This is a genomic window from Erwinia psidii (assembly GCF_003846135.1).
Taxonomy (GTDB): Bacteria; Pseudomonadota; Gammaproteobacteria; order Enterobacterales; family Enterobacteriaceae; genus Erwinia; species Erwinia psidii.
Genome location: NZ_RHHM01000029.1, coordinates 1 through 1,546 on the forward strand (window position 1 = coordinate 1; position 1,546 = coordinate 1,546).

Below are 1,546 nucleotides of genomic sequence, written 5' to 3' on the forward strand. Positions count from 1 at the left end.
TATGATGCCTGGCAGTTCCCTACTCTCGCATGGGGAGACCCCACACTACCATCGGCGCTACGGCGTTTCACTTCTGAGTTCGGCATGGGGTCAGGTGGGACCACCGCGCTAAAGCCGCCAGGCAAATTCTTTTTGCCCTGTCCTGTGTCTTTTACGCTGCTGCTGCGTTGCCTCCGCTCGCGTTGCTCAGTCACATACTTCTGTATGCTCCTTCACACCGTCTCGGTCGGCGCCTTGCTTCAGCGCAAAATCCTTCGGACCTGAATCCGCAGGACAAAACATTATCCGGTCAACAAACTGAAAATTCTTTCGCGTCTCTCTCACGCTCACTCTGAACGCCTCTGGCGTTGTAAGGTTAAGCCTCACGGGTCATTAGTACCGGTCAGCTCAACGCATCGCTGCGCTTACACATCCGGCCTATCAACGTCGTCGTCTTCAACGTCCCTTCAGAAGGCTTAAAGCCTCAGGGAGAACTCATCTCGGGGCAAGTTTCGCGCTTAGATGCTTTCAGCGCTTATCTTTTCCGCACTTAGCTACCGGGCAATGCCACTGGCGTGACAACCCGAACACCAGCGGTGCGTTCACTCCGGTCCTCTCGTACTGGGAGCAACCCCCCTCAATTCTCCAGCGCCCACGGCAGATAGGGACCGAACTGTCTCACGACGTTCTAAACCCAGCTCGCGTACCACTTTAAACGGCGAACAGCCGTACCCTTGGGACCTGCTTCAGCCCCAGGATGTGATGAGCCGACATCGAGGTGCCAAACACCGCCGTCGATATGAACTCTTGGGCGGTATCAGCCTGTTATCCCCGGAGTACCTTTTATCCGTTGAGCGATGGCCCTTCCATTCAGAACCACCGGATCACTATGACCTGCTTTCGCACCTGCTCGAGCCGTCACTCTCGCAGTCAGGCTGGCTTCTGCCATTGCACTAACCTCCTGATGTCCGACCAGGATTAGCCAACCTTCGTGCTCCTCCGTTACGCTTTGGGAGGAGACCGCCCCAGTCAAACTACCCACCAGACACTGTCCCCGCGCCGGATCACGGCGCAAGGTTAGAACACCAAACGTTAAAGGGTGGTATTTCAAGGATGGCTCCACGCAGACTGGCGTCCACGCTTCAAAGCCTCCCACCTATCCTGCACATCAACGTTCAGTGTTCAGTGTCAAGCTGTAGTAAAGGTTCACGGGGTCTTTCCGTCTTGCCGCGGGTACACTGCATCTTCACAGCGAGTTCAATTTCACTGAGTCCCGGGTGGAGACAGCCTGGCCATCATTACGCCATTCGTGCAGGTCGGAACTTACCCGACAAGGAATTTCGCTACCTTAGGACCGTTATAGTTACGGCCGCCGTTTACCGGGGCTTCGATCAGGAGCTTCTCCTTACGGATAACCCCATCAATTAACCTTCCGGCACCGGGCAGGCGTCACACCGTATACGTCCACTTTCGTGTTTGCACAGTGCTGTGTTTTTAATAAACAGTTGCAGCCAGCTGGTATCTTCGACTGGCTTCGGCTCGGGGAGCAGGTCCCTCCACCTACGCA

Annotated in this window: 2 rRNA genes (1 of these 2 cut by a window edge); both read right to left on the reverse strand. The window is 55.6% G+C overall.

Annotated features, from left to right (window positions below):
• Positions 1 to 6: 6 nt before the first annotated feature.
• Positions 7 to 122 (reverse strand): 5S ribosomal RNA (rrf, locus tag EB241_RS20610).
• 229 nt (positions 123 to 351) lie between these two features.
• Positions 352 to 1,546: ribosomal RNA gene (locus EB241_RS20615) — 23S ribosomal RNA — on the reverse strand (it continues 1,808 nt past the right edge of the window).